An 18171-nucleotide genomic window follows, 5' to 3' on the forward strand; every position below is an offset into this window, starting at 1 on the left:
GAGCATTCGGTTTCCTGGGAGGGGCTGGGGATGGCACAGATTCACCTGGAGCCGGTCAATCGAACAACGCCACAGAAGGAGAAGCCGCCGGACTCAGCAGCGTCCGGCCGAGCCGCGCAGGCGGCGCAGCGACTCGGCCAGGGGCCGGACGGGGTTCTGCAGGACACCAGTTCGCTGGATTCGCCGCCTCGGGGGCGGCGACATCTGCGGCTGGTGCCCTGTCCACCCGATGCGCCGAACGCGACGGTGCGGCGGATCCTCCGCGAGATTCTGTTCGTTGCGTTCCTGTTCGGTGCCTACAACCTCGGCCGCTTCCTCTCGATGGGCCATGCGACCGAAGCCCTCTCACACGCGAGCACGCTGATCAATCTCCAGACGCAGCTCGGTCTCCCCAGTGAAGCCAGCCTCCAGCACGCCGCTCTCAAACTTCCGGACCTGGCTCAGATCGCCAACCGGTACTACGCCTACGTCCACTTCCCGCTCACGGCAGTGGTGCTTCTCTGGCTGATGATCCGCCGGCCCGCGCAGTACCCGAAGGCCCGCTGGGCTCTCGCCTCACTGACCGGCCTCGCCCTGGTCGGGCACCTGATCTTCCCGCTGGCACCGCCGCGGATGATGCCGGGCTGGGTCGACACCGGCATTCTGCTCGGCCAGTCCGTCTACGGCCCGGACGCGCAGAGCGGGATCGCGAACCAGTTCGCCGCGATGCCGAGTCTGCATGTCGGCTGGGCGTTGATGGTGGCCGTCTTCATGATCCGCGCGACCCGCTCGCGCTGGCGCTGGCTGTGGATCGCGCACCCGATCATCACGTTCTTCGTGGTCGTGGTGACCGCGAACCACTACTGGTCGGACGGCCTGGTCGCGATGGCGCTGGCCGTGCCGCTCCTCGCAATCTTCCGGAACAGGCGGGTACGCCGTGACAGCGCACCCGCCTTGCTCCGAACGGAATCTCAGCGGCCGGCCGTAGCCAGCTCCTCGTCCGCGCGCACCAGATAGGGCTCGCGTTCGAGCACCAGCCGGGCCGCGGCCGCACCGATGTCGAACCAGAGCCCGACCAGTTCCAGCCGGCCTTCCTTCTCGGCCTGCTGGACGAAGTCGAAGCTGCGCAGGTTCTCCAGTTGCACCGCCACGTTGGTGACGGACAACTTGTCGGCGGCCGACAGCTTCACCCCGGTCACCGGGTCGACGATGTCGGGCGCGCCCGCGGACCGGCGTACGGAGGCTTCCAGATGGCGAAGCCAGTGCTTCAACGCGGAACCTTCATCCGGTACGCCGTCCAGCGCGGCGACCGTCGCCCCGCAATGCGAGTGCCCGCAGACGACGATCGACGCCACCCCGAGCACCTCGACGGCGTACTCGATCGTTGCCGCGACGGACTTGCTGGTCGATCCGTACGGCGGGACGAGGTTGCCCACGTTCCGGACGCAGAACTGGTCGCCCGGGCCGGTGGTGGTGATCATGTTCGGCACGATCCGCGAATCGGCGCAGGTGATGAACAGCTGCATCGGCCGCTGACCCTCCGCCGCGAGTTTCGCCATCATCGGCCGGATCGAGTCGGCCGTCGCCTCGAACTCGCGGATCCCGTCCAGCATCGAGGCCCGCTGATCCGGTTCGAGCACCAGCTGGCCCTGTTGCTGCCACGGATGCAACCAGCGCGCCCGGCCCGCATCGCTGTGCAAGGCGGCGCGGAACGCGGCCCGGTTGAGCTCGACCGAGCCGCCGCGGGCCAGGTGCCCACGACGCCAGTCCTCGATCGCCTCGTACGCCGCGTGGTCCAGGTGATCGACCTGGAGCTCGATGCGTACCGCCGTACCGACCGGGATCGTGCGCAACGTGCGAACCAGCGACGACACTCCGAGGAAGACCAGCGTGCCGTGGATCCGCACGGTCCACACGCCGTCCTGCTCGATCGCGGTGACGGTCGCTCTGGCCAGTCGGAGGAGCACCCGCGCGAGGGCGAGCGCCAGTCCGACGAGCACCCCCTCGGCCAGACCGAGGACGGCCACCCCGGCAGCGGTCACGACGTACACGAGGAGTTCGTCGTGGCGTCGCAGGGTGCGGATGTGTGCCAGCTGGACCAGTCGCAGGCCGGTGACGAGCAGTACGCCGGCCAGGGCCGCCATCGGGATGAGTTCCAGCATCGCGCCGGCCGCGAGCACGAAGACCGCGATCCAGACGCCGTGCATGATCGACGACGCCCGGGTCCGTGCCCCGGCCGCGACGTTCGTCGAGCTGCGCACGATGACTCCGGTGACCGGCATCCCACCGAGAGCGCCGGAGACCGCGTTGGCCACGCCCTGCCCGACCAGTTCGCGATCGAGGTTGCTGCGCTTGCCGCGATGAAGCTTGTCCACGGCAACGGCCGACAGCAACGATTCCACACTCGCGACGAGCGCGACGGTCAGGACCGCGGTGACGATCTCCATCGGGGTGCCCTCGGGCATGACCGGGAAGATCAGCTCCTGCAGCGGCGCGTCCGGCAGGTCGACCCGGGTGACGTCGATCGCGAAGGCCGCGGCCAGTGCGGTGACGGTGACCACAGCGACCAGCGGCGCCGGGATCATCTTTGCCTTGGGCAACTTCGGCCAGAGGAGCAGGATCAGCACCGTCAGGATGCCGATCAGGACCGAGCCGGGATGGTGGGTCATCAACTGCCCCGGAAGCCCGGCCACGTTGGCGATCAGCGAACTCTGCGCCCGGCCGCCGAGCACCACGTGCAGCTGCTGGAAGGCGATGGTGACGCCGATGCCCGCGAGCATGCCGTGCACCACGGCGGGGGACAGGGAGAGGGCGAGCCGGCCGATCTTGGTGACCCCGAGCAGGATCTGCAGGAGGCCGGCGGCGCAGGTGATGGCCGCGGTGCCGGCCCAGCCGAACTGGGCGACCAGTCCGGCGACGACGACGGTGAGGCCGGCGGCCGGACCGCTGACCTGCAAGGGCGATCCGCCGAGTGCGCCGGCGACGATCCCGCCGACGACGGCGGCCACCAGACCCGCGATCAGCGGGGCTCCGGAGGCGGCGGCGATCCCCAGGGACAGCGGGACCGCGATCAGGAAGACCACCAGAGAGGCTGGTAGGTCATAGCGAACGATGTGGCGCCACGAGAAACCCTCGGGCGGTGAGTGGGCAGGTGAATCGGAAGTGGTCATGGTCGGCACAGGTCCTCCGGCGTCGGTGCTACGGCATCTGAACGTCGAAACAAAGGGTGTCGATCTGACTACTGATAGTACTGGCCGAATCAAGCCCGCACGAGCGCTAATTCCAACTCGTTGCCCATCGCCCCCGGAACGTTGCCAACCGCATCTAGTTGAACAGCACCTTCCGCGCGTGATCGGTGTCGAGATACTCCCGGACGGCGACGATCTGTCCATCGCGAACGGTGAAGACGCCGCCGCACCGGTTGTCGTACGCCGCACCGGACAGCGCCGTCGCCTGAGCCGTCCACTCGGCAAACACCTGGTCACCATCGGCAAGGATGTTGACCAGCTTGATCACGACCGGCTGGTCCGCGGCGAACAACTTGCCCGCGGCCGCTCCCAGGAAGTCGTTGATCACCACGTCCCTCCCACGCCACGTACCGGACAACGGCAGATCCCCTGGATACGTCCACTCGACGTCGGGAGAGAAACTCGCCTCGATCGTCGGCAGATCACCAGCCGCCACCGCCTCGACGTACCGGGTCACAACCGCCTTCGGGTCCTTCATCGTTCGTCCTTCCTGGTAGTCAGTACTGCGTTGCCACGGATCCGCCGGTCGCGGAGTTCGTCGAGTACCACGGCGGTCTCCGACCAGTCCGCGATCCGCCCGAGTTCCGGATGCAGCCGGCTCGTCGCCACCAGTCGCACGAGGGTCGCCAGATCGGGTCCGTCCGCAGGCTCGGAGTCGTAGTGGAAGTGCTTGATCGACGCCGCCTCCGGTCCGGCGAAGAAGTCGAAGAAGTCGATCCGCGGCGCCTCGCGACTCGCCTGCCCGAACCAGATCAGCGTCCCACCGGCCCGGAGCTTCGAGAGCGCGACCGGGAGGCTGCGCCCACCGACGGACTCCAGCACGAGATCGAAGGGTCCGCGCGCATCGCTCACGTCGTACGCGAGAGTCTCTGCACCGAGTTCCAGGAGTCGGGCGCCGCGCTCGGGTGACGAGACGACGGCGGTGATCTCGGCGCCGACCGCCATTTCGGTGAAGTAGTGTCCGACGCCGCCGGATGCGCCGGTCAGCAGGATCCGTCGGCCGATGACGCTCCCCGCAGTACGGAGGAGCCGGAGCGCGGTCAACCCAGCCAGTGGCAAGGCAGCAGCTTGCTCGAACGAAACAGTGTCAGGCAGTACTGCGACCTGCTGTGCCCGTACGACGGCACGCTCTGCCCAGCCCGAGTGCGGTAGATGGGCGACGACCCGAGTGCCCACAGCCGGGCCGTCCGCGGTCGTCCGGATCACCCGCCCGGCAACGTCCTTGCCCGGCCGCCACCCGGGTCGATCGGTCTCCAGCTGGAAGGTCTCGCCTCGATTGACCGAGAACGCGGCGACCTCGATCATCACCTCATCCGGCCCGGCCGAGACATCGTCCACTTCGGCGAACGAGACCTTCCCAGGTCCTACCGGCACCACTGCCTGCACCGAACTCCTCCTTCACTAGACTCGACACCGAAGCTACGGGCGCTCTGTCGGCCGTGGAAGACGGCACTTTCTACTGCTAAAGGCACCAAATGGATACCGACCAGGTCAGCGGCAGGTGGGACGCCACCAAGGGTGCCTGTCCGACGCGTCAGGTCCTCGGCCGGATCGGTGATACCTGGACGATGCTGGTGATCAGCACGCTGGAGAGCCGGGGCACGCTGCGCTCGGGTGAGCTGAAGGCGGCGATCGAGGGGATCACCCAGAAGATGCTCACCCAGACGCTGCGCCACCTCGAGCGCGACGGCGTCGTACGGCGTGATGTAGTTCCTACTGTGCCGGTCACCGTCACGTATACGCTGACGCCGCTGGGTGTGAGCCTGAGCGTGGCCGTCGCCACCCTGCGCACCTGGGCCTACACCCACATGGACGACATCGTTGCTGCTCGCAACGAATTTGACGAGAGGCTCTAGTGGATCTGCAACTTGCCGGCCTGACCGCTGTGGTGACCGGGGCGAGTAAGGGGATCGGGCTGGCGTGTGCGGAGGCGCTCGCCTGGGAGGGCGCCGAGGTGATCGCCATCTCACGGAGTGCGGAGAATCTGGCGGTCGCCAAGGAGCAGCTGGCGGCGAAGGGGTTGTCGATCAACGTCGTGCCGGTCGACCTCACCGATGCGGAAGCGGCCAACGTCGCGTTCAAGCGGATCGGTGCGATCGACGTACTGGTCAACTGCGCGGGCGCTGCCCGGCGTACGCCGGTCGATGAACTGAGCAGCCAGACGCTGCATGCCGCGATGGAGGCGAAGTACTTCACCTACATGCACGCGACCGAGGCCGTCATCCGCGGCATGGCGGAGCGTGGCAAAGGTTCGATCGTGAACGTCGTCGGCCAGGGTGGCCGGCAGGCGAACGAGCTGCACATCGGTGGTGGCGCGGCGAACGCGGCGCTGATGCTCGCGTCGGTCGGCTACGCGAAGGCTTACGCCGGCCGCGGTGTCCGGGTGAACGTGATCAACCCCGGTACGACGCGCACCGGCCGTGTCGACGAAGGTCTCGACGCGGCGGTCCGCGCGACCGGCCGACCCAAGGAAGAGCTCCTGGCCGAGATGGTCGGGAGCCTGCCGATGGGCCGCGCCGGCGAGCCCGAGGAGGTCGCCAACGTCGCAACCTTCCTCGCTTCTTCCAAGGCCAGCTATGTCACCGGCGCGATCATCACCATGGACGGCGGCAACACCTCTGCGATCTGAAGAAAAAGAACAAAAGAAAGAACAAAGGAAGGCGTAGGCGGGGTCGGACGGCGGCAGCACCTCCGCGATCTAGGCCGGCCCTGCGATCTAGCCCCGCCTTGCGATCTAGGCCGAGAAGGGTGTTTGTGGGCGAGGTTCCTCGATGCCGTCGATGGTCAGGTCGACGCGTTCGTTGTAGAAGGCGATCATTCCGGCGATCGGCAGCAGCGCGGCGGTCGGGAAGTCGTAGCTCCAGGCAAGGTCCGGATGCTTCCCGACGGACCAGTACCCGGTCGTCCGGCCCTTGTACGGACAGGCCGTCCGGGTGTCGCTCGGCGTCAGGTGTTCGAAGTACACGTCGAGCCGCGGGAAGTTGTAGCGGCGTGGCAGCCCGGTCTCGAACACGATCACCGTCGAGTACGACTCCGCGAGCAGCTTCCCGTCCCGCTCGACCCGGACCAGCCGGGACGACCTGATCGCGTCACACCGGCTGTAGGGGTTCCGGGGATGGACGAAGACCTCTTCCTCCTCCTCGAACCAGCTGTCCAACGCGTCCCAGTCGAATCGCACGTGCCCTTCGACCAGCCCGTCGACGTACACCCTGGCCTGTCCGTGCCCAGCCGTGTGGATCCGCGCCTTGCCCCGGTTGTGGAGCTCGACCTCACCCGTGTCGACCAGCACGTCGCCGACCACGTCCGCCAGCGGCACGTAGTACTGCGGGTACGGCGGGAACTCCCAGAGGTACTGCGCGTCGTAGGTGTCGACGACGAGCTCCCCGTTCAGTGTCGCGCGGATCCGCCGCGGCACCGGTTCGACATGGTCCACAGCCACGAGCGCACTCGGATATCCACTCATGCACCCACACTAGACACCCCACGTCCGAAGAACCGAGAGTCAGAGCCCTCGGTCCTTCGGACGTAAGCGTCAGGGTCAGACGGTGATCCAGTCGATGTCGGCGATGTACCCGTTCGGGTTGCTCACCTTGAGCGAGTTGGTGCCGGCCTGCAGCTTCACCGGCAGGTAGACCACCTGCGGCGTACCCCAGTCGTTGTCGCCGAGACCGTGGTAGTTCACCCAGTAGGTGTCGGCGTCGTTGACCGTCAGCATGCTCTGCCGACTCGTGTCGCCGTCGGTGTAGGCGATCTTCACCAGGTATGTCCCGGTCGTCGGCACCGTGATGCCGTTCAGCGTGACGGACGCGTCGTACCCGATGTTGCCGATCTTCTTGCCGCCGGAGCAGAGCGTGCAGCCGTTGGCACTCGCGTTCCCGGTCAGCGTGCTGGTTGCGTCCTCCGCCTCGTAGCGCACAGGTCCACCAGACTTCGAGGTCAGCATGGTGAGCGGTGCGCTCGCCTCGGAGCTCTTGCTGCCGTTGACGCCCTTGACCTCGAACTTGTACTGCGTCTGCGGCAGCAACCCGGTGACCACGACGCTAGTGCTGGTGCTAGTCGCGACCTGCTTGCCGTTCGCGTAGACCTTGTACGACGTGGCGCCGGTGCTCGGCCGCCAATTCAGCGAGACCGTGGTCCGGCTGACGTCGGTCGCCTTGAAGTTGGCCGGCTTGCTGACCGAGCCGAGGCTGTTCGGGTAGATCTTGTACAGCTTCGAGCCGTGTGCCGGCAGCTGAGCGCTGACCTGGCCGCTGACGTTGCTGGTGTTCGTGGCGGCCCAGACATCACGGACCTTGGCCTTGCCAGTGATGCCCAGCTGGTTGAAGTCACCAGTCACCGTGGCGGGTGTGTCGGCCAGGTTGAACAGACCGACCGTGACGCTGCCGTCGGTGTTCTTCGCATACCAGGTCTGCCGCAACTGGTCCTGGTTCAACGGCCGGGCCGGTACGCCGGCCTGGTCGATCGCGATGACCTCACGGTTGGTCAGCAGCTTCAGCCCGTAGGCATCCAGCTTCGTCAGGTCGTCACCGGCGAACAGCGGCGCCGAGTTGATCGCCCAGAATGTCATGTACGTCTGGCGCTCGGTCTCGTTGACGCCGTCCATCGCGCCGACGCCGACATTGAGCGCGTCGAGGTTGTTCCAGTGCCCCGGTCCGGCATCGTCGACCCACTGCGCGACGTCCCACCAGCGCTGGACCACCGAACCCGTCCAGCGGACGATCGTGTCGCAGTAGCACTCCACGTCGGTGTCGATCCGCCAGCCGTTCGAGTTGGCCTTCCACGTGTCGGCGTACCGGTGACTGAGTGACCACGACAACGTGTACTGCATCGGCCGGCCGGCGTTCTGTACGGCGCGCCACCAGGCCTCGACGTCCTCGGTGTTGTTGTGGTTCGGGTCGTCCGGGGCGCCCTTCCAGGAGCCGGGGCCGACGCCGTCCATCTTGATGAAGTCGACGCCCCAGCTCGCGAAGGTCTTCGCGATCGAGTCGGCGTACTTCTGCGCGCACGGACTGGCGTAGTTGATCTTGTACGCCTGGTCCCAGCCGTTGGTGAGCCGCAGGTCCGGGTAGACGATGTCGCGGGTGAAGCAGCCGGGCGCGTCGTAGATCGGCGTGTTGCCGTCGCGGTACACGTCGAGACCGAGACCGACGACGGTGTAGATGCCGAACTTCAGACCGAGTGCGTGGAGGTCGTCACCGACGGCCTTCATCCCGCGCGGGAAACGGGCCGGGTTGGCGATCGGGCGGCCGTATTCGTCGCCACCGCCCTGCCAGCCGGCGTCGACGTTGATGTACTCGTAGCCGTACGGCTTCAGCTTGCTGGCCATCGCATGAGCCTGGGCGAGGATGTTCTTCTCGCTGATGAAGCTGCCCGGGCCGTCCGGGTTCACGCCCGGATAGTTGGTGGACTGCAGGCTCCAGCTGCTCCAGCCCATGTAGGGCTTCGCGGCGACCTGCGAGTACTTGGCCGGAACCGACGGCTTGGAGCCGGGCGCAGGCGTGTTGGCGTTGGCGGGGACGATCGCAGCTGCCGATACCAGGGCGGCACCTGCCAGCGTCACCAGCGCAGCGCGCCCAGTGGGGACTGACATGTGTTCCTCCGTCTCGTCCGAGATCAGGGGGAAGGCGGACGCTGCGAGCCTAGGGTCGCTTAATTTACGTCGTCAAGTAACAGGCGTAGGTAACTCTCCGTAGTGCTGTGATCGAACTGCGACACAACTGACATCAACATAGCGACCACCGGGCCTCGTCATACCCCGTGTAAGTGAGGCGTGACCCGGGAGGCGGGTCCGCTCGTATGGGAGGGGTAGACCATCAACACTTCAAGGAAATTCGGCCGTACGGCGATCGCCGTCGCGGGCGCCGCAGCACTGGTGGCAGCAGCCGCTGGTGCCGCTGGAGCCGCGATGTCCGGTCCCGACAAAGCCGCCGCAAAGCAGCCGGCGCTGAAACTCGTCGCCGGCAGCACCGATGTCACGCTGGACCTGATCCCCGACTACGGCGTACAGCTGGACTTCGGGACCCATGTGGTCGCTGGTCAGAAGGCGATCGAGATCCGCGCGAACCGCAAGTCGTACGGTGACCCGGTCGTCGGCAAGCAGCTCGTCGGCGGTTATCCGATCAACCTGCCGAAGGGGTCCGTCACCGACTGGTCCGGCTTCGGCAAGTTCCTGCACATCACGCTGACCGATGCCAAGGGCAAGAAGGTACTCGACCGCGACCAGTCCTTCTGCCTGAACGGGGAGGGATCCCGGACTCGCCCGGACGCGCCCGACACCTCGCCGTACCCGACGGACTGTGCGGCGAACCCGTTCACGCTCGGCGCTGTCTGGGGGCTGCAGGCCGGCTGGTCGGCGAACACCTACAACTACTACCAGGAGGAGACGCCGGCGAACGTTCCGGTCGGGAAGTACACCGCGAAGATCAGCATCAACAAGCAGTACCGCGACTTCTTCAAGGTGCCGGCGGCCGACTCGGCCGTCACGCTCAACGTCACCGTCCAGGAGCAGCAGGGCTGCGACCCGGGCCACGGCGTGGTGGACGGCTGCAAGACGCGAGCAGCCAAGTCCCTCAAGGCTGGTGCGTTGAAGGGCAAGAGCACCCCGCTTGTGCCGAACGCCAAGCGGCCGACCGGTAAGGCGAGTGTGCCGGCCGGCCCGAAGCCGGATCTGCGCCCGCTGCCGGCATGGCAGATCACTGTCGCGCCCGGCGACGAAGGTCCGAGCGCCAACCGCGACTATCTGTCGTTCGCGGCGAACGTCTGGAACGCAGGCCCGTCGAAGCTGGTGCTGGACGGTTTCCGTCAGCAGGGCAAGGATCTGATGGACGCCTACCAGTACTTCTACGATGCGCACGGCAAGCAGGTCGGCTACCAGAACACCGGAACGCTGGAGTGGGACGGTCGCGACGGCCACAGCCACTGGCACTTCACAGACTTCGCCCGCTACAGCCTGCTGAACTCGAAGCAGACCGAGGTCGTCCGCAGCCAGAAGGAAGCCTTCTGCCTGGCCGCGACCGACTCGATCGACTACACCGTCAAGAACGCCGAATGGCACCCGCAGAACACCGATCTGCACACCGCCTGCGGCAACCACGGATCGCTGTCGGTCCGCGAGGTCCTCGATGTCGGATCCGGTGACACCTACACCCAGTCGCTGCCCGGTCAGTCCTTCGACGTGACGGACCTCAAGAACGGCACGTACTACGTGCAGGTGGTCGCCAACCCGGAGAACCGCCTGTTCGAGTCCAACACCAAGAACAACGTCTCGCTGCGCAAGGTCATCCTCGGCGGCACCCTGCACCACCGCACGGTCCAGGTCCCGCCGGTCCAACTGGTCGACGCTCCCTGATCCCATGCCCGCGGCCCCCCACTTCCGGGAGGCCGCGGGCCCCCTCGATCGTCGGCAGGCGCCTGGGGGGCCTGCCGACGATCATCATCGTCTTGACAAGAATAGTTGTCGGTGCCACTCTCGGGCCATGGACGACCTGGCGGTGATCGACGATCCGGCCGTGGCCGGGGTCTCGCTGGATCCGGTCCGGGCGCGGTTGCTGGCTGAGCTGGTCGAGCCCGGCTCGGCGACGACGCTCGCGAGCAAACTGGGGCTGCCGCGTCAGAAGCTGAACTACCACCTGCGGGCCCTCGAGAAGCATGGGCTGGTCGAGCTGGTGGAGGAGCGCCGCAAGGGCAACTGCACCGAACGGGTTCTGCGGGCCAGCGCATCGGCGTACGTGATCTCACCTGGCGTGCTCGCGGGAGTTCAGCCCGATCCGGCCGTGTCGCCCGACGGGTTGTCGGCGCGCTGGCTGCTGTCACTCGCGGCCCGGATGCTGCGCGAGGTCGGCGAGCTGCTGATCGGTGCGCGCACGGCCCGGCGGAAGCTCGCCACCTTTGCGGTCGACGGTGAGATCCGGTTCGCCTCCGCTGCCGAGCGGGCCGCGTTCGCCGAGGAGCTGTCGGCTTCGGTGCGGAGCTTGGTCGCCAAGTATCACGACGAGACCGCGCCGGGCGGCCGAACGCATCGCCTGCTGGTCGCTGTCCATCCGAAGCCGACCCCAGGAGCAGAGCGATGACCGACGAACATCGGATCGAGATCGAGATCCCGCTGGAGGCGACTCCCGACGAGGTCTGGGAGGCGATCAGCACCGTCGAGGGGATGACCGCGTGGTTCTTCCCGATGGAGGTGGCGCCGGACGAGAACGGCATGTCACCCAACGGCCGGGTGACCAGCTGGGAGCCGGGTCGTGGCTACACGGTCGTTGCCGGACCGAACACCTTCGAGTACTTGATCGAGGCGCGCGACGGAGGTTCCGCAGTACTGCGGTTCAGTCAGACCGGCTTCAGCGATGACGACTGGGAAGCGGAGTACGAGGCGACCGCTCGCGGGTGGGGCCTCTACTTCCACACCCTGGCGCGCTATCTGTCGATCTTCATGGCAGATCCGGCGACCTACATCCTTGCCGAAGGCCCCGATGCGTCGAAGACCGCGGAGGCTTGGCAAGGCCTGCTGTCCGAGCTCGGTGCTTCGGTGGTGGGAGACAAGGTCGAGCTCACCGTGCCCGGTCTCGACCCGATCGTCGGCAAGGTCGACTATCTCGGCCCCAGTCACCTCGGGATCACCACCGACCAGGCGTTGCTGCGATTCCACGACCGAAGCCTGCTCAACTTGCCCATTGCCATCGGCCACCATTACTACGGCGACCAGGATGCCGACCGGCTGAAAGAAGCCTGGACATCCTGGCTCGCCGCACAGTTTCAGTGATGCAAAGGCTTCCTTCGCGTACGCCGGGGGCGCGTGGCCTGGTTGCCACCGCGGTGCCGGATGAGGGGGAACGGCCGGTCGATCCTTGGTGCCGCAGGGCGGGCCAGCCGCACCGGGAGCTGTTCGAGCCCGAGGCGGACCGGGAGCTGTTCCAGGCCGAGGCGGACCGGGCCCTGGAGCCAGGGGGAGCGGTGAATCACGACGCGGAAGCGACCGACCCTGGCCAGTTTGATGCCGATGGCAACTGTTGCCGCCGCCGGGACCAGGCCGGCCAGTAGCAGTGCGGTGCGGGCTCCCCAGTGCTGGGAGATCCAGCCGACCAGCGGGCCGCCGATCGCGCCGCCGCCGATGAAGACCAGGTTGTAGATCCCGGCCACCCGGCCGCGGAGTCCGTCGGGCGTGGTCAGCTGCACCATCGACTGGGCCGCGGTGAGGAACATCAGGGTGGCCATCCCGAGCGCGCAGAGCAACGGGAGGAAGGTCCACAGCGACGGCTGGATCGCGGCTACCATCTCGGTGACCGCCAGGATCGACGCGATCCCGACCAGGTTCCGCAGCCGGGTCGGCCGGATCCGCCGGGCCGACAACAGTGCGCCGGCGAGGGACCCGACGGCGACGACGGAGTTCAGTACGCCGTATCCGGTGGCGCCGGTGTGGAAGACGACCTTGGCGAACGCGGTCAGGGTGACCGGCAGGCTGATGGTGAACATGCCGAAGATGCCGACCAGCGCGACGGCCCAGCGGACGGCGGGTTCGCGTACGGCGTACCGGACTCCGTCCCGCAGGCCGTCACGGATGCGGATGCCTTGGCCGGCTTTCCTTGCTGCTTTGAGGCCGGGCATCTCGTGTTCGCGCATCATCAGCAGCGCGGAGATCGAGCCGAAGAAGGTCACCGCGTTCAGCGCGAAGGCCCAGCCGGTGCCGACGGCACCGATCATCGCGCCGCCCAGGGCCGGTCCGATCAGGCCGCCGAGCTGGAAGGTGGACGAGACCATGCTGATCGCGTTGCGCAGGCGCTCCCGGCCGACGAGTTCGGTGACGAACGACTGCCGGGTCGGGTTGTCGACAGCGGTGGCGAGGCCGAGGATCAGGGCCAGCGAGTAGACCTGCCAGACGTGCACCTCGGTGGTCAGGGCGAGCACGGCCAGCACCGCGGCGAGCGTGCCCATCGTCGACTGGGTGACCAGCAGGATCTTGCGCTTGGGGAAGCGGTCCGCGATCACCCCGCCGTACAGGCCGAGCAGGAGGGTCGGCAGGAACTGGAGTGCGGTGGTGATGCCGACGGCGGTGGCGCTGCCGGTGATGGTCAGCACCAGCCAGTCCTGGGCGATCCGCTGCACCCAACCGCCGGTCGAGCTGACGAACAGTCCGCTCACCAGGAGGCGGAAGTTGCGTACTTGGAGGGCACTGAAGGTGTCCCGGAAGCCTGGGCGGCGGAGCGCTTCGACGGGCGTCTGCGGGGTGCTGCCGAGGGTGTTGCCGTTGGTGCTGGGGTGGGTGCTTCGGTGGGTGTGGAAGTCGGGGACGGGGTGGACAGAACCGGTGGCCCGGGTGGTCAAGAGTCATCCCTACGAAGTGGACTGTCAGGGGAGGTCTGTTCCATCCTCAACGTTGGAGAGCGATTTACGACAGCGAATTACTCCTATTAGTCTTATTGCGTCCCGCAATGAGAGGCTGGTCTTGTGGCCTACGATCCGGACCAGTTGCGCACCTTCCTCGCGGTCGCGCAGTCGCTGAGTTTCACCCAGGCGGCCGAGCGGCTCGGGATCCGGCAGCCGACCGTCAGCCAGCACATCCGCAAGCTCGAGACGGCGGTCGGGCGGCCGCTGTTCGTGCGCGACACCCGGACGGTGACGCTGACTGCCGACGGCGAGGCGATGGCCGGGTTCGCCCGGACGATCCTGGCCGCGCACGAGGAGGCGGTCGGGTATTTCACCGGGTCGGAGCTGCGTGGCCGGCTGCGGTTCGGGGTCACCGACGACCTGGCGCTGACGCCGTTGCCGCGGATCCTGCGCGACTTCCGCCAGCTTTATCCGCGGATCGACCTGGAGCTGACCGTCGCCCAGAGCCCGAACCTGCTGCGCCGGGTCGAGTCGGGTCATCTCGATCTCGCCTACGTGAAGCACACCGTGGGCGCTGGGTCCGAGCCACATGGGCGGCTCGTACGTCGTGATCCGCTGGTCTGGGCCGGCATCTCGGGGACCCGGATCGCGCCGGACGGACCCGTCCCACTCGTTGCCTACCAAGCACCCAGCCTCAGCCGTTCGCTCGGCGTACAGACCCTGGAACAGGCCGGGCGGTCCTGCCGGATCACCTGCATCGTCCGCGGCGTCAACGGCGTACTGGCCGCCGTCCGGGCCGGCCTCGGCATCGCGATCTTCGCCCGCAGCCTGATGCCCGAGGACCTCGTCGAGCCACCCCCGAGCTCCGGCCTCCCCGAGCTGCCCCCGATCGACCTGGTCCTGATCACCAACCCCCGCGCCGCCAAAGAACCCGCCGAAGCCCTCACCGCCGCCATCCTCGGCAGCAACGCCCCCCTGAAACCCCAACCAAGCTAGCCCCCCGCGCGCATGGCGTTGGCGCCGTGCGGCGAGCACGCCCGGCCACGTCGCCTCCACCCCTTTCCGCCCGCCGCAGGCGCTCCGCGCTCGCGCAGCTTTTTCCGCACGCCGCACGCCGCAGGCGCCGCCCGGCTAGGGCGTCAGTGCGTCGCCGCGGATGACCAGGGCGATGATCGCGACGGCTGCGATGGTGAGGGTGAGGAGGAAGGGTGCGTTCTTCCAGGTGACGACGGCGATGAGCAGCCCCGCATTGAGTGCGAGGGTGATCCAGCCGATGGCTCCGACCGGGCCGTCCGGGGCGATGACCAGGAGCGCGGTGGCGATCGCGAGGGGGAGCGGAGCCAGCACCCTCGACAGCTCACCAAGCCGTTGCGGCCAGCCTCGTACTCCGGTGGCGAGATCATCAGCAAGATCCGGTACGACGTTTGCCAGGTGGGCACCGACTCCGAGCAGTGCACCGGCGGCCGAGGCCCACCAGGGCGCCCAGCTGTCCGTAGTACCGAGGGTGACGAAGGACGGCAGCAGGCCGAACGCGACGGCGTACGGAAGCCACGAGATCCGGGTGGACTTGAGCTTGAGGTTGTAGGCCCAGGCAGCGGCCACGGCGACCAGATGCGTGAGGCCGGCGAGCAGTCCGCTGGCGAGCGAGAGAGGGACGCAGGCGATCACCATGACGACCGCGCCGATGCCGACTGTGCGGCGACTCACCAGTCCGAGGACGATCGGTTTGTCTTTTCGGTCCACACTGGTGTCGCGGGTTGCGTCAATCGCGTCATTGCTCCAGCCGATCGAGAGGTGGCCGGTGAGGATTGCTGCGGCGACTAGGAAGCAGCCGGTGGCGTTGCGGCCGGCTGACCAGGCAACCAGCGTGATCAAGGTGGTGACGGCAACAGTCGGTCCCGGGTGGGACGCCATGGCCAGACCCTTGAGGGTGCGCATCGGGTTGCTCACCGAAGCAACGATGCCACGATGACCCGGATCGCCGCGGTACAGGCCGCGTTGCCACCGAACCGGTATGCCCAGCACGAGTTGACCGAGGCGTTCGCCGAGATCTGTCTGCCGGATGGCAAGGGACACGCGTTGCTGCGCCGGCTGCATGAGAACGCGGGGGTTTCGCATCGGCACCTGGCGCTGCCGCTCGAGCAGTACGCCGTACTGAAGGACTTCGGTGCGGCCAACGATGCGTGGATCTCGGTCGCGGTTGATCTTGGTGCCGCGGCTGTGTCAGGGGCCTTGGCTGCAGCGGGGTTGTCGGTCTCCGATGTCGACGTGCTGATGTTCACGACGGTGACCGGGGTGGCGGCGCCGTCGATCGACGCCCGGGTGGCGATGCGGCTCGGGCTGCGGGAGGACGTGAAGCGGCTGCCGCTGTTCGGGCTCGGGTGTGTCGGGGGAGCGGCGGGGATCGCCCGGCTGCACGACTACTTGCTGGCTTGGCCTTCGCACGTCGCGGTGCTGCTGTCCGTCGAGCTTTGTTCGTTGACCTTGCAGCGGGATGACTCGTCGTTGCCGAACCTGGTCGGTGGTGCTTTGTTCGGGGACGGGGCCGCTGCGGTGGTGTTGACCGGTTCGGACCACCCTGCGGCGTCCGGGCCGTCTGTCGTGGCGACGCGGAGCCGGTTGTATCCGGACTCCGAGCGGGTGATGGGGTGGGACATCGGCTCGGGCGGCTTCCGGATCGTGCTCGGTGCGGATGTGCCGGACGTGGTCCGTCAGTACCTCGGCGACGACGTGGCGGCCTTTTTGGCGATGCACGGATTGACGGTGCCGGAGGTCGGGACCTGGGTGTCGCATCCGGGTGGGCCGAAGGTGCTGGAGGCGGTATCGGAGACGCTCGGGTTGCGGCCGGGAGCGCTCGACGTGACCTGGCGATCGTTGGACGCCGTTGGCAACTTGTCGTCATCGTCGGTGCTGCACGTGCTCGGTGACACCTTGGACCTCGATCCTTCGGGGATGGGCGTACTGCTGGCGATGGGCCCTGGTTTCTGTTCCGAGCTCGTACTGCTGGAGTGGTGATGTCGACATCGTTGTGGTTGTTCGTCGTACTGATCGTGCTGGTCGGCCTCGAACGGGTGGCCGAACTGGTGGTCTCGCTCCGCAACGCTCGCTGGAGTTTCGAGCGTGGCGGGGTGGAGTCCGGCAAGGGGCACTACCCGTTCATGGTGCTGCTGCACACCGGGTTCCTGGTGGGCTGTCTGGTGGAGGCGATCGTTGCCGACCGGCCCTTCCTGCCTTGGCTGGGCTGGCCGATGCTGGCGGTGGTGCTACTGGCACAGGGGTTGCGGTGGTGGTGCATCACGGTGCTCGGTCATCAGTGGAACACCCGGGTGATCGTCGTACCGGGGTTGTCATTGGTTGCTTCGGGCCCCTATAAGCTGCTGCGTCATCCGAACTATGTCGCGGTGGTGGCCGAGGGGATCGCGTTGCCGTTGGTGCACACGGCGTGGGTGACGGCGGTGGTGTTCCTGGTGCTGAACATTCCCTTGCTGACGGTGCGGATCCGTGCCGAAGAGGCTGCGCTGGACGGTGCGCTGACGAAGTGATCGACCTCCTCGTCGCCGGCGCCGGCCCGGCCGGTTGCGCGACCGCGATCCGGGCAGCGCTCGCCGGGCTGTCGGTGGTCGTGGTGGAGCCGCGCTCCGGACCGATCGACAAGGCGTGCGGCGAGGGGGTGGCGCATAGCGCGGTGTCTTATCTGGAGCGCCTGGGGGTTGCGCTGGAAGGACGGCCTTTTCAGGGCATTCGGTATCTCGACGCCGGGCATCGGGTCGATGCGCGCTTCCGAGCCGGGCCTGGCCTCGGCGTACGGCGTACGGTGCTGCAGGCCGCGTTGCTGGATCGTCTCGCCGAGTTGGGCGTGCCGGTGCGGGCCGGCCGGGTCGGGGCGATCACGCAGAACTCCTCGTCGGTGACTGCCGCCGGCCTGACCGCCCGCTACCTCGCCGCCGCCGATGGGTTGCATTCGCCGATCCGCCGGCAACTTTGTCTGGGTCTTGAGCGGTCAGGAGAAGTACGGCGTGGGCTTCGGCAACACTTCTTGACCTCGCCTTGGACTGATCTGGTGGAGGTGTATTGGTCCTCCCTCGGCGAGGCTTACGTGACGCCGGTCGCGGACGACCTCGTCGGCGTCGCGATCTTGACCTCTGCTCGCGGGTCCTTCGACTCCCACCTCGACGCGTTTCCTGCTCTTCGCCGTCGGCTGGCCGGGGCACCGCCGGCCTCCTCCGTGATGGGAGCGGGACCGTTGCGGCAGCGAGTCCGTGGCCGGGTGGCGGGGCGGGTGATGTTGGTGGGGGACGCCGCCGGGTATGTGGACGCGCTCACCGGCGAAGGGATTGCCGTCGCCTTGCGTACCTCTGCCGAACTGGTCCGCTGCGTGCTCGACGATCGCCCGGACGCCTATGACGTCGCCTGGCGACGGGTCTCGCGGGAGGCGCGGCTCCTGACGGCATCGTTGCTGTGGGCCCGGAACAGGTCGTTGCTCGGTCCCCGCATCGTTCCTGCGGCGGCTGTATTACCTGGGGTCTACGGCGCGATCGTGAACCGGCTCGCCTAGAAAGCGCGCGGGCCCGGCGATCGCTCAGACAATCGCCGGGCCACGCGGTGCCCGAGCATCCTGGTGAAA

17 protein-coding genes are annotated in these 18171 nt (G+C 67.5%); 10 read left to right on the forward strand and 7 right to left on the reverse strand.

Annotated features, from left to right (window positions below):
• Window positions 1–30 precede the first annotated feature (30 nt).
• Window positions 31–996 carry a phosphatase PAP2 family protein gene (locus tag ABZ004_RS01380; protein WP_355677775.1) on the forward strand — a complete coding sequence of 322 codons (966 nt, stop codon included), beginning with the start codon at window positions 31–33 and terminating at the stop codon, window positions 994–996.
• Here the strand turns inward: ABZ004_RS01380 and ABZ004_RS01385 are convergent.
• The 3 genes from ABZ004_RS01385 to ABZ004_RS01395 all read right to left on the reverse strand — a co-directional run bounded on the left by ABZ004_RS01385 (window position 951) and on the right by ABZ004_RS01395 (window position 4613).
• Window positions 951–3149 (reverse strand): bifunctional SulP family inorganic anion transporter/carbonic anhydrase, encoded by a 2199-nt coding sequence (locus ABZ004_RS01385; RefSeq protein ID WP_355677776.1) that lies wholly within the window; start codon window positions 3147–3149, stop codon window positions 951–953. The two genes, ABZ004_RS01380 and ABZ004_RS01385, sit on opposite strands and share 46 nt — an antisense overlap.
• A gap of 154 nt (window positions 3150–3303) precedes the next feature.
• Entirely contained in the window at window positions 3304–3705 is a 402-nt protein-coding gene (locus ABZ004_RS01390; RefSeq protein ID WP_355677777.1) for a nuclear transport factor 2 family protein, read from the reverse strand.
• The gene (locus tag ABZ004_RS01395) at window positions 3702–4613 is read right to left on the reverse strand and encodes a zinc-binding dehydrogenase (protein ID WP_355677778.1); all 912 of its coding nucleotides are present in this window, start codon (window positions 4611–4613) and stop codon (window positions 3702–3704) included. The genes ABZ004_RS01390 and ABZ004_RS01395 overlap by 4 nt, the downstream gene beginning before the upstream one ends.
• 89 nt (window positions 4614–4702) lie before the next feature.
• On the opposite strand from ABZ004_RS01395, the gene ABZ004_RS01400 reads away from it, so the two are divergent.
• Window positions 4703–5083 carry a helix-turn-helix domain-containing protein gene (locus tag ABZ004_RS01400; protein ID WP_355677779.1) on the forward strand — a complete coding sequence of 127 codons (381 nt, stop codon included), beginning with the start codon at window positions 4703–4705 and terminating at the stop codon, window positions 5081–5083.
• A complete protein-coding gene (locus ABZ004_RS01405) occupies window positions 5083–5856 on the forward strand; it encodes an SDR family oxidoreductase (RefSeq protein ID WP_355677780.1) in 774 nt (257 codons plus the stop codon). Before ABZ004_RS01400 ends, ABZ004_RS01405 begins: the two co-directional genes overlap by 1 nt.
• Before the next feature lie 105 nt (window positions 5857–5961).
• Here the strand turns inward: ABZ004_RS01405 and ABZ004_RS01410 are convergent, their stop codons facing one another.
• Window positions 5962–6690 (reverse strand): DUF427 domain-containing protein, encoded by a 729-nt coding sequence (locus tag ABZ004_RS01410; protein ID WP_355677781.1) that lies wholly within the window; start codon window positions 6688–6690, stop codon window positions 5962–5964.
• Between the two features lie 75 nt (window positions 6691–6765).
• Window positions 6766–8817, reverse strand: coding sequence for a fibronectin type III domain-containing protein (locus tag ABZ004_RS01415; protein WP_355677782.1), 2052 nt, complete (start codon window positions 8815–8817; stop codon window positions 6766–6768).
• Window positions 8818–9132: 315 nt separating this feature from the next.
• Between ABZ004_RS01415 and ABZ004_RS01420 the strand changes: the two genes are divergently transcribed.
• From ABZ004_RS01420 to ABZ004_RS01430, 3 genes are all read left to right on the forward strand, one after another.
• Window positions 9133–10575 (forward strand): lysyl oxidase family protein, encoded by a 1443-nt coding sequence (locus ABZ004_RS01420; protein ID WP_355677783.1) that lies wholly within the window; start codon window positions 9133–9135, stop codon window positions 10573–10575.
• Between the two features lie 127 nt (window positions 10576–10702).
• Window positions 10703–11296: a helix-turn-helix domain-containing protein gene (locus ABZ004_RS01425; protein ID WP_355677784.1), complete on the forward strand. Its 594-nt coding sequence runs from the start codon at window positions 10703–10705 to the stop codon at window positions 11294–11296.
• Window positions 11293–11985 carry an SRPBCC domain-containing protein gene (locus ABZ004_RS01430; RefSeq protein ID WP_355677785.1) on the forward strand — a complete coding sequence of 231 codons (693 nt, stop codon included), beginning with the start codon at window positions 11293–11295 and terminating at the stop codon, window positions 11983–11985. Before ABZ004_RS01425 ends, ABZ004_RS01430 begins: the two co-directional genes overlap by 4 nt.
• Here ABZ004_RS01430 and ABZ004_RS01435 read toward each other — a convergent pair.
• Window positions 11979–13544, reverse strand: coding sequence for an MFS transporter (locus ABZ004_RS01435; protein ID WP_355677786.1), 1566 nt, complete (start codon window positions 13542–13544; stop codon window positions 11979–11981). The genes ABZ004_RS01430 and ABZ004_RS01435 overlap by 7 nt on opposite strands.
• Window positions 13545–13667: 123 nt before the next feature.
• Here ABZ004_RS01435 and ABZ004_RS01440 point away from each other — a divergent pair, with 123 nt between their 5' ends.
• Window positions 13668–14543, forward strand: coding sequence for a LysR substrate-binding domain-containing protein (locus ABZ004_RS01440; protein ID WP_355677787.1), 876 nt, complete (start codon window positions 13668–13670; stop codon window positions 14541–14543).
• Window positions 14544–14678: 135 nt separating this feature from the next.
• Here ABZ004_RS01440 and ABZ004_RS01445 read toward each other — a convergent pair whose 3' ends face one another.
• Window positions 14679–15497, reverse strand: coding sequence for a UbiA family prenyltransferase (locus ABZ004_RS01445; protein ID WP_355677788.1), 819 nt, complete (start codon window positions 15495–15497; stop codon window positions 14679–14681).
• Between the two features lie 18 nt (window positions 15498–15515).
• Between ABZ004_RS01445 and ABZ004_RS01450 the strand changes: the two genes are divergently transcribed.
• The 3 genes from ABZ004_RS01450 to ABZ004_RS01460 are packed head-to-tail and all read left to right on the forward strand — an operon-like array spanning window position 15516 to window position 18102.
• Window positions 15516–16562: a type III polyketide synthase gene (locus ABZ004_RS01450; protein ID WP_355677789.1), complete on the forward strand. Its 1047-nt coding sequence runs from the start codon at window positions 15516–15518 to the stop codon at window positions 16560–16562.
• Window positions 16562–17089, forward strand: coding sequence for an isoprenylcysteine carboxyl methyltransferase family protein (locus ABZ004_RS01455; RefSeq protein WP_355677790.1), 528 nt, complete (start codon window positions 16562–16564; stop codon window positions 17087–17089). Before ABZ004_RS01450 ends, ABZ004_RS01455 begins: the two co-directional genes overlap by 1 nt.
• Window positions 17086–18102, forward strand: coding sequence for an NAD(P)/FAD-dependent oxidoreductase (locus ABZ004_RS01460; protein ID WP_355677791.1), 1017 nt, complete (start codon window positions 17086–17088; stop codon window positions 18100–18102). The genes ABZ004_RS01455 and ABZ004_RS01460 overlap by 4 nt, the downstream gene beginning before the upstream one ends.
• Window positions 18103–18171 lie beyond the last annotated feature (69 nt).

The organism is Kribbella sp. NPDC006257, assembly GCF_040613535.1.
Classification (GTDB): domain Bacteria; phylum Actinomycetota; class Actinomycetes; order Propionibacteriales; family Kribbellaceae; genus Kribbella.

What these genes read in the sequence shown, in the direction of transcription:
- ABZ004_RS01450 (WP_355677789.1), top strand. Translation starts at nt 15,516, where the DNA reads ATGACCCGGATCGCCGCGGTACAGGCCGCGTTGCCACCGAACCGGTAT.
- ABZ004_RS01430 (WP_355677785.1), top strand. Translation starts at nt 11,293, where the DNA reads ATGACCGACGAACATCGGATCGAGATCGAGATCCCGCTGGAGGCGACT.
- ABZ004_RS01380 (WP_355677775.1), top strand. Translation starts at nt 31, where the DNA reads ATGGCACAGATTCACCTGGAGCCGGTCAATCGAACAACGCCACAGAAG.
- ABZ004_RS01385 (WP_355677776.1), bottom strand. Translation starts at nt 3,149, where the DNA reads ATGACCACTTCCGATTCACCTGCCCACTCACCGCCCGAGGGTTTCTCG.
- ABZ004_RS01400 (WP_355677779.1), top strand. Translation starts at nt 4,703, where the DNA reads ATGGATACCGACCAGGTCAGCGGCAGGTGGGACGCCACCAAGGGTGCC.
- ABZ004_RS01420 (WP_355677783.1), top strand. Translation starts at nt 9,133, where the DNA reads ATGTCCGGTCCCGACAAAGCCGCCGCAAAGCAGCCGGCGCTGAAACTC.
- ABZ004_RS01425 (WP_355677784.1), top strand. Translation starts at nt 10,703, where the DNA reads ATGGACGACCTGGCGGTGATCGACGATCCGGCCGTGGCCGGGGTCTCG.
- ABZ004_RS01415 (WP_355677782.1), bottom strand. Translation starts at nt 8,817, where the DNA reads ATGTCAGTCCCCACTGGGCGCGCTGCGCTGGTGACGCTGGCAGGTGCC.
- ABZ004_RS01455 (WP_355677790.1), top strand. Translation starts at nt 16,562, where the DNA reads ATGTCGACATCGTTGTGGTTGTTCGTCGTACTGATCGTGCTGGTCGGC.
- ABZ004_RS01410 (WP_355677781.1), bottom strand. Translation starts at nt 6,690, where the DNA reads ATGAGTGGATATCCGAGTGCGCTCGTGGCTGTGGACCATGTCGAACCG.
- ABZ004_RS01390 (WP_355677777.1), bottom strand. Translation starts at nt 3,705, where the DNA reads ATGAAGGACCCGAAGGCGGTTGTGACCCGGTACGTCGAGGCGGTGGCG.